7 protein-coding genes are annotated in these 9,602 nt (G+C 34.3%); 4 read left to right on the forward strand and 3 right to left on the reverse strand.

Annotated elements, in window-relative coordinates; translation table 11 throughout:
* Positions 1-414 precede the first annotated feature (414 nt).
* On the forward strand, positions 415-1,983 hold the full coding sequence (locus FTV12_RS15815) for an ATP-binding cassette domain-containing protein (protein ID WP_180034314.1): 1,569 nt from the start codon (positions 415-417) through the stop codon (positions 1,981-1,983).
* Positions 1,984-2,196: 213 nt separating this feature from the next.
* On the opposite strand, the gene FTV12_RS15820 is transcribed toward FTV12_RS15815, so the two are convergent.
* The 3 genes from FTV12_RS15820 to FTV12_RS15830 all read right to left on the reverse strand — a co-directional run bounded on the left by FTV12_RS15820 (position 2,197) and on the right by FTV12_RS15830 (position 8,011).
* On the reverse strand, positions 2,197-2,760 hold the full coding sequence (locus FTV12_RS15820; RefSeq protein ID WP_180034315.1) for a plasmid replication DNA-binding protein: 564 nt from the start codon (positions 2,758-2,760) through the stop codon (positions 2,197-2,199).
* Positions 2,761-2,822: 62 nt separating this feature from the next.
* The gene (repM, locus tag FTV12_RS15825; protein WP_180034316.1) at positions 2,823-3,740 is read right to left on the reverse strand and encodes a replication initiation protein RepM; all 918 of its coding nucleotides are present in this window, start codon (positions 3,738-3,740) and stop codon (positions 2,823-2,825) included.
* Positions 3,741-7,549: 3,809 nt separating this feature from the next.
* Positions 7,550-8,011, reverse strand: coding sequence for a DIP1984 family protein (locus tag FTV12_RS15830; protein WP_000761345.1), 462 nt, complete (start codon positions 8,009-8,011; stop codon positions 7,550-7,552).
* Between the two features lie 244 nt (positions 8,012-8,255).
* Between FTV12_RS15830 and FTV12_RS15835 the strand changes: the two genes are divergently transcribed.
* The 3 genes from FTV12_RS15835 (at position 8,256) to FTV12_RS15845 (ending at position 9,457) form a co-directional block, all read left to right on the forward strand.
* Positions 8,256-8,651, forward strand: coding sequence for a hypothetical protein (locus tag FTV12_RS15835; RefSeq protein ID WP_180034317.1), 396 nt, complete (start codon positions 8,256-8,258; stop codon positions 8,649-8,651).
* Between the two features lie 116 nt (positions 8,652-8,767).
* On the forward strand, positions 8,768-9,040 hold the full coding sequence (gene nadS / locus FTV12_RS15840) for a NadS family protein (RefSeq protein WP_180034318.1): 273 nt from the start codon (positions 8,768-8,770) through the stop codon (positions 9,038-9,040).
* A gap of 270 nt (positions 9,041-9,310) precedes the next feature.
* Positions 9,311-9,457 (forward strand): hypothetical protein, encoded by a 147-nt coding sequence (locus FTV12_RS15845; RefSeq protein WP_180034319.1) that lies wholly within the window; start codon positions 9,311-9,313, stop codon positions 9,455-9,457.
* The last annotated feature ends 145 nt before the right edge of the window (positions 9,458-9,602 follow it).

The raw sequence follows: 9,602 nt of genomic DNA on the forward strand, positions 1-9,602 counted from the left end.
TAAGTTCTTTATCCGACATAGACACCAACATATCAAACCGTCCGCTAACGAAATTGCAAAAGTGCATATTCTAAAAGCGGACATTTTTACTTTGGAGAAACCGGACATTTCTATTTTGGAGTTACACTCTCGTTTCGTATAACAGCCATTATGTTAAATAACTTTTAGAAGCTTTAGTACAAGCTTGACAGATTGTCTTATCATTATAAAATAACCTTATTCAAATCATCCTCCCAAGAGTAACGCCAATGAAGTAAGTCATTTTCTCATCATTATTTTTAAACTTTTGATGTGCAAAATAGATTCTACTTGTGGCTATATATTCTTGGTCTCTACTTTATATCCTAAATAATATATTGTTTTTTATAAGTTAATCTTCACTATTTTGCATATCCTCTACATGAGGAATTTTTTATGCAACATGCATGTATTGCTTCAAACTTAAATTTAGAATTTTCTACACAGAAAATGTTTGATCAGCTAAACATTACGCTTTTATCAGGACAGGTTTCTGCATTAATTGGACGTAATGGTTTAGGTAAATCCCTATTGTTCAGAATATTAGATCAAAGCCAAGCTTTAGATATTCATTATAGTGGTCAAGTTTCATGGAATATCCAACATGATTATTTGGCACAATTAGAACGCCTTAATGCTGAAAATATTGCACAAGCATTAGAGGTAGATCATTTACATCATGCTTTTCGGCGTATAGAGAACAATACAGCTAGTTTTGATGATTATGAGTTAGTTGAAAATACCTGGGATTTACCACAAAAATGGCAAAATATACTTGAAAATGCTGACTTACCTACGGATTTGAACTTTCCAACAGAAAAACTGAGTGAAGGACAAAAAACAAAGCTGGCTTTATGTCGTTTGTTTTTAAAAAAGGATCACTATCTACTTTTAGATGAACCAAGCAACCATTTAGACTCAACATCTAGACAATGGTTAATTGAGAGTATTTTGGCACACCCTAGTGGTGTATGCCTGATTAGTCATGATCGCCAATTACTCAATCAAGTCCAACATATTTATGCTTTAACTGAATTAGGCTTACAACACTACAAAGGTAATTATGAGCATTACATTCAACAGCATCAGCTACACATGGATGCATTAACTCAGTCTATTAATAATGAGAAAAAAGAATTAAAGCAGTTAAAACAACGGCAACATGATAGCTTAATGAAAGCGAATAAACGTCAATCTAAAGGCAATGAACTTCGTGATTCTAATTCTCAAGCAAAGATTTTTCTAGATTTCAAAAAGGAAAATGCTGGACAAAGCTTAGGTAAGCTACGTGCCCAACAAACTCGACAAACTGATGATTTGAAAAATAGTCTGATTAATAGGCAGACCATTGTAGAAAAAATCAAAGCTCAGAAGTTTAAATTCCACTTACAGAGTACGAAGCAAGGAGAGATTTTAAGAATTCATGATTTAAAGCTACCCCATACAGCAACAAATAAAATTAATTTTGCATTGAAAGCTGGCGAAAAAATCCATCTTAAAGGTGCTAATGGAATTGGTAAATCAACCTTATTGAAATTGATTTCTACCCATCAACGTGATGATATTTTCTTTAGTGGAACATGTTTGTATTTAGATCAAAACTTTAGTTTATTAAATAATGATTTATCCGTAATCGAAAACCTTGCACTTTATAACTCCAATCTTACTGAAGTTGAGTGGAGAAATTTGTTAGGTCAGTTACGTATTCGTCGTGAAAAAGCTTTATTAAAACTATCAGAACTGAGTGGTGGTGAAAAATTGAAAGTCGCATTATTAGCAATGAGTCACTATCCTGATGGTATTGATTTATTATTGCTTGATGAACCAGAAAATCATTTAGATATTGAGTCTAGAGAGCTTCTATCGCAGGCTATTAGCCAATATCAGGGCGCTGTAATTTTAGTTTCACATGATCATTTTTTTGTTGAACAGTGTGAAATATCTGAAGAGTATTTAATTGAGTAAAATGACATTTTCAAATATATAGATTTATTAGTTCTACTAAAATTAACATAATACACCTTATACGAAATGCGTTATAATTCTCTTTAGAAATCAGTGCTGTAGATTTCTATTTTTAGCCCATCTTCCCCAAGGTGGGCTTTTTTAATGATTTTTCACGTTCCACGATCAATAACTGAACAATGTTCCACGGTTTTCTTTAGCGTAGGTGAATAATCAGTCCTCAAAAAAGGCCTTCGTTAAACGTCCTAATAACCCTCTTTTCTTCGGTCCAGATTCCACATGTTCAGGGATCGGAATCCGTTTAGGCTCGACAGTAGTCAATCCGTCATGTTTCGTATCATCGGTACTAGGTTCTGGTTGTACTTGAGCTGCATTCGGTTGAGGTTGTTCTTGATTGGTAAACGTAGTCATATTGGCTTGTGGGGGCTTCATTTCAATGAGTGTAAGAAGCGTATCGATACGAGCATTCGCTTTGGCTTCCCGATCTTCGGCTTTCTCTAATTGTTTCTTCAAGAAATCGATCTGATTCTTGAGTTCTACAACTGTTTTATCTATGTATTCGGGTGTATTTTGATTTTGTATTGAAGACGTATCGATACGTTTTACTTGTTTTGATCCAAATGGTTCCCCATAAACCCTAAGTAATTCTGAAAAGTCTATAAACCCATCATGATCACGACTTAATACCCCGTTTTTTATGTCTTTATAGAGTGTAGCTCTAGATTTCTTATACAGTGTTGCAGCATCACTAACACTGTATTTTGTAGCTGTATTCATAGTGTATTGCTGTGTATTCTAAAACGTATTGAAGAATACAATATGTGTATTCTTCAATACACTCAAGGTTTGAAGCCTAAGTTCTTTAAGTAAGGGAATAATTGCTTCTGTTGTTGTGGATCTCGCAACATATCTTTAATTTTAATAGCTAACTCTTCATAGCTTTCACCTTGATTTGCTAAATGAGATAGTTCATGCAGACGAGATAGTTGATTTCCAAATAAGTTAATTTGTGATTCACTCATCTGATAAAAAGATTGCTGGACCGTTTTAGGTTGTTTAGATGGTCGTACTTTAGATTTCATAGAAAATTGGATATCAGTAATTACTCTTCCTTTCTTAAATTGCTCATAATCAACCGTTATATCAGTGTATTTGTTGATTTCACTAATTGCTTTGTCTAAAACATTTGACTTGAAATTAGACATAGTTGAATACTCTTCAACACTAAGCCCAAGCTTTGATCTCAAATCATTGATATTGTATTTTTCAGTCTTAGTAACGCTTAACCACTTAATAATAAGCTCATATAAACGGATACTGTATTTACTTTTAAAATCAGAAACTTGTTCGATATAGTATTTTGTGAATTGTTCACTTAGCTTACTAATCAAACTAATTACTTCATGACTAAGATATAAAACAATTAAACCACTCTTATCTACATAAGTTACTTTATTAACCCAGTTAGCAGTTGAAAGAGCTTCTATGCCCTTATATCTATCTAAATAACTAAACTCTCTTCGCTTCAATGTTTTAGCAGCATCTTTAAGCAAGGCATAAGCATTATTACTATCTACCTTAAATTGATGGATATAGTCGCTGACAGATACTTCTACAGGGGTGTCGGGGGAAAGATCTCTTGATTCTCTAGCCTCAACAATGGCTAGAAGCATAATCCGTTGCTCTATTAAAGATAAATTGAATGAAGCATCAATAAGGGCATTATCTTTTACAACTAACTTATTAGTATTCGTCATGATTCTTAGGTTACTTATTAATCTAAATAGGTTATATATTACCTATTTTAAATAGTCAATAATCCAACTATTCAAATACCCCTTAAACCTATCTTTATAACCCCTTAAACCTATCTTTATAACCCCTTAAACCTATCTTTATAACCCCTTAAACCTATCTTTATAAGGTCTGAAACTCTTTATTTATAAGGCTTTCAATGGGTATAAAAGCATTTAAAAACTTTAAAATAATTAAAAGCCCAGAGAATGAAAAATTGCCCTTGGTTTTCGCTACGCTCAAACTCTATTGAATCTCGCTTTCGCTCGATTCGAGGGGCAATTTTTTGATTAATATTTTCGTGACTTTAAAAAAAAGCAAAAGCTACTCGGAATTCGCTTTGCTCATAGAGCTTTTTTGCTCGCTTCGCTCGACCTAGCTATCAATTCTTTGCAAGTGATTTACTATTTTTGAAATTTTCAAAGTAAAAAATTGTTTTTCAGGGAGTCTAGGCGCGACTTTTCAATGTTCGCTCGTAGACACTCGCTCTGAATATACGATTAGACGCAAAAAATAGGGGGTATGCGCGATTTTTTTACTGATTACAAAGAATCCCTGCATTAATTTGAAAAAAGTGCTTAAAACGCAAATGAGAGGCTTTTAATCATAGGTAAGGCAGCCTCCTTGGGAGGCTGCCTTGTTTTTTGATTTGTCGTGTTCAAATTCACGAAACTAACGCGCTTAACGCTAATCATTTATTTAATTCGCGACTAGAACGAACTCGCAGTTATCAACTTACGACATTTTCACTGTTCCCAGTGGAAGCGACTCTTATGGATCCTCCATCAAGACTAAGCTGGCCCTGATTTCTACACATCACAAAATACACACTTCAAATTGTGTTTTAGTTCCACAATCACGATTTTATATAACATCATCCCACTAGAGCCTTGCGGCTGCATCATCGCAAAAATCAGTCAACAGCAGATCCGTCTCCGGAACAACTGAGTTATTTCAAAGCGCAAACTTTAACGTAACCAACGCACTTTTTCTTAATGATTACTTGTGAAATATTATTCATCCGACCGCTACATCAGGATGTTTAATGTCTATTCACTTTCTTCCATGCCAACAGGTTTGCCGCATTTCATAGCGGCCGAGGTTGCCACACCTCTCACCTGGTAAACTTTGTTTTCTCAGTCCGGTTATGCACCGTATTGCCTTTCGTTCACCCACCCCTTACGTTTTTATTCGCTCGAAGTGACCTAATTAAATCAGAATAAAACCTAACTTAAACCTACTCAGCAATTCTCCCTCTCTCATTAATCAGTTCTTATAGCACCCTCTAGGAGTGTTTTCGATCTGAAAAGCCTATATTACGGAGCCACCGTATATAATCATCGACTTGAGAGATTCCCACTTTAGCATTAACAGTCTTTGTCAAATTAAATAATCCATAAACAGCAATTAATTAAAATGACGGACAGTACGCTTATCCGTTCCACCTGATATCAGCTATTCCCTTTTTTTGAGGTAAGAGTTCCAAAAACCCTCATTAGTAACCGATATTAAATTTCATTACGGGTAAAGCACTTATCCTACACAAAGCAACATGCTTAATAATATGAAGTACAACATTTACTAATCATGATTAATTACATAACTAATAACACAACATATTATTTCCTTAGTGCCACCTTTACTGGCTTGAGCTATCCATAGATCACAGCAGCCAACCGAATATGTCATCACGACAAGTCAATTCGGCCAACCCCTGTGTACCAAGCGTTCCAGATTTCTCCTCACGCCCCTGTTATGTCGCCATAACCTCATAAGCCCACCAGTGTGCAACGCATTTAGCCCTATTAAGGAATTGAAGCTAAAAACGTGTGTTCCTAACGCATCTATCATTCCGTGAAGATACTCACACTCTCTGTTAAGCAGGGTTTGTCCTTGTCACCAAGGTTCCCGTTTCAGTGTCGCCCAACTATTTGACCGGCTCACAGCGATTTCATACGCCAAAGCCAATTTAGAGTGATTGGGTCAAAGAACGGAATCTCACCGTCCAGTGCCCTTCGCAGCCGCACCAACGCCCTTTCGGAAGTATGCAGCTACACGGTCTTTAGCATGAAATGGCTGTTTCATGCACACGGACCTGAAAACAAAGTTTAGAAAGTTTCGCCCACTGCACGATTAACGCAGGAAAGCTCATTTCATATTTTGGCAAAGTCTATTTATAAGCAATTTGGAAAACTGGCAAATTTGCAGATGTTTTCGCGTCCGCCGATTGCAGGAACTCTTATTTATATTCTTGCCATATAACAGCTAGTTAGCATGAAAATTACTTAGAAATAGTCAATAAAAAATATATTTTTCAATGGGGTACTTTTATGTTGCAGCCATTAATTTTTTTATTTTATAAAAAACAACAAGTTAAAAATTGAAATTGTTTAAAAAATAAACAGTGTTTTTTTTATTCTTTTATTTTCAATAATATATAGAATAAGAATCATTTTTTAACGCTTCGTCATTTAAAAGAACAGTCTTCATTACGCAGAAAAATATATTTTTGCTCGAATAATGATCAGTGATTTACTGAAATAGATTACACTCTTGATCAATTTTTTCTTTTTTTTTAAAAAAAAAGCGAGCAAAAATGAAAACACACCAATTTTTTAAACTAATCTTAAGTTATTGATATAGAACAAATATAATATATTTGTAGGTGTACGACAGGGGTTTTTTTTTGAGCTTTTAGGTGTACGACAGGGGTTTTTTTGAAGCGTAAATGTAATTTTATTTACTGAATTAGTTTTACACTATTAAAAAAATAATTAATATAAAACAATAACATAATGTAGATAATTTAATTGAACAACTTTATTTGTGTCTAATTTTGTTTTGATGCATTACCTGACTTTTTTGAAGATTAGTACAAGTGTACGACAGGGGTTTTTTGAAATAAATAAGGAAGTTCGTATAAGAGTTTTTATGTTAAATAATGGTTTTTATATGATCTAGTATTTCTAAATATAAGTGCAATTTTACTAAGGTTGCTTAGATGCTATGGAATCTAAATATCTAAATTGTTCATCCCCCTTTACTTCATTTTCATGTTTAATTACCGCTATTAGTAAAACTATGGTCATAGCCCCAGCTAGATAGGTGATCTTTTTTCTCATGATTTCCTTATAGTGAAATTCTTTTTGCTTATTTTATATAAATCATAAAATTGTGATATATACCAATCTGCTAGGCAACTTAGTCCTATTCCAAATAACCCAAAAAATCCGATATCTTTGTAAGCTTTAACCCACAAAAATTGGGGGATAGTTTTCGAAATAGAGTCTTTGATAAAATAGTAAAAATCAATAAATACCTACTTTTTAAACTATTATCATTGAGAGAATATTACAAAGTTGCTTAAAAAAGCCGACTTGGAAACAAGTCGGCTTTTCGACATCGTCGAGCACATTTTTTATATCATAAATTTCCGATTTTTATAATTTTCAAAGTCTATCTTTCAGCTCTTTATACAACAAAGCCGAACTGAATTAAAAATAGAAATGTAGTTGAGCTGATGCTTGCTCATTTCTTTATTTTTAGTAATTGAGGTGAACATACTGTCAGTACATGGTAGTTATAAGTAACGTGTAACTTTGTTTGCACAAAGATTTGAGTTATGCCAAGTGATGGATTGATTTGTACTTAAAATTTTAAGCTTATCCACTTGCTTTGCAAGCCACTACACTTTATTTACAATCCTATGTTGTGGAAGTAAGGGATCTTGTACTCGCCCAGTATGTTCAACTTGATTATATCTAAAGGACTATTAGGCTTCAATCAAATCAATTTTCCAATTATTCGACTGAATTAACACGTTTAAATCACGTAATTTAAGACTAATATCATCAGCTTGTTTTTGTAATGATGAAACTGGAATAACTTTATGCCACTTTATTTCCCGCGTACTATAACGATCAGATTCACGAGATGTATTACTTATTGCTGCAGTTAGGGTTTTGTGCTGTTCTACAAATTCATCACGCAAAGTCAATAAAGCAAGTAGAGAACGGCCATCATTTAATTTTGTTAAAGCATTAGTTTCATGAATTGCATAACTTAATTTTTGAAATTCTTGAATTAAAGAAAATACTTGTTTTAGTAGTTCATTTGGATCTTCAGATGGTTGATCACCATCTTGTACCAATACATTTGCATTGATACGTTGTTTTAGTGAAATAATTTTTTTTTGTTGATCACTTCGAAGTAAGAGAGCTTCTGCTAATTTCATTTTTCACCTATTAACCAATTAGAATTAAGTTTTAAACAGCTTATATCTGATGTGGTTCCGTTAATTAGACCACTCAATCTAGTTTTATAAGTTATAAATCCGCTCTAAATAATCGCCCCAGAAAGACACTGGGATGGTATACGCCCAGTGATGTTATGGCTGGTTTTTATACTGTTGCACTTGCCGCTTGAATCCGCCTTATTAAATAATATATTATTTAAAAATTATATAAAGGCTACTTATAATGAAAGTAGATACTAAAAAAGTATTATTTAAATCCCTCTTTCTATTCATTTTACTAGTTTCACAGACTATTTATGCAGAAGCAAGAAGTACGATTTGTCGAGTAAGTGTAAAAGACAAAAACCTCCATATTGGTATATGTTTTATAGAGTCTTCAAATGACTCCTCATATTATTTATCAGGGAAAACCTTGTCATATAAAACCGGAATGAAAAAGATAGGAATCAAGATTCTTGAAAAAAATAAAGCATTGATTCAAATAGAAATGTCTTCGGGAGAGCTCTATGATTGGGGCGTTACATTTCGTTCCCCAGTTCGGCCAGGATGTTGGGTGGGTTTACAAAGTGATTTCAAAGTATGCGCATTACAATTTCGCCCTAATTTATTCAAAAATTAAGGGTTGAAGCGCATATAGTTTGATGGAGCTTTTGAATAGCTACTCAAAGTCTGTGAAGGATAATCTGACAGACAAAGAGTCCTCGATCCTGCGTCAATGAGTGAAGGAGAAGTTTCATGGATAATAACTTATTTGATGATCTGACTGCTTCAATCAAAGAAGCTGGCGCCATCAAACGTAATGAGATAACGGCAAATCGAGTGACTGAGCTTAAATTCCCAGACATTAAAGAAGTACGCGAGAAAACTGGCTTAACTCAGGCAGAGTTTGCTGCACGTTTGCATATCAGCGCGAGAACCCTACAAAACTGGGAACAAGGCCGTCGCTATCCGACTGGTTCTGCAGCGACTCTAATTCGCATTCTGGATGCCCATCCAACCCTAATTTAAAAAGTTTAGATAATAAAAAACCCCGGCATCCTGCCGGGGTTTTTCGTATTGGTTCGCTCGGTATAACTCCTGTCGTACCTTACAGTCCTTGTGCTTATCTCTTGTTATTCTTGTATGGAACTTCCTGTTCCCGATGAGTTCATCATAGAAAAATTCCACTGTCTCAGGTAGCCGCAAAGGGCCGAGTTTTATGTGAGCCAAAGCGTACAAAATAGCCTAAATTTCATCCACAGCAATTGGGGATAGTTTTGGAACCTGGATCCGCATGAAATGGGCACCGATCGCCAAATTGATCGTTTTTTAATCAAATTTACTGGCAAAATGTTACAGATTCGCTTAAAAACTCACCAGCTTATTACAAAAGCCATTTTTTGTGCATTTTTTGATCATGGTGGAATTTTTAAGTTATTGATTTAAATATTAATATACAAGTGTTGTTATTCCTAAGTAGAAATGTCCTACCTAATAACCAAATAGAAATGTCCTATATGGACAATTCCAAGTCAAGCACAGGATTTAGATTTCGTTCTTTGATTGCTATTTTCTGTGCACGTCTGCTTGG

It is taken from the genome of Acinetobacter sp. YH12233, assembly GCF_013417725.1.
GTDB lineage: Bacteria > Pseudomonadota > Gammaproteobacteria > Pseudomonadales > Moraxellaceae > Acinetobacter.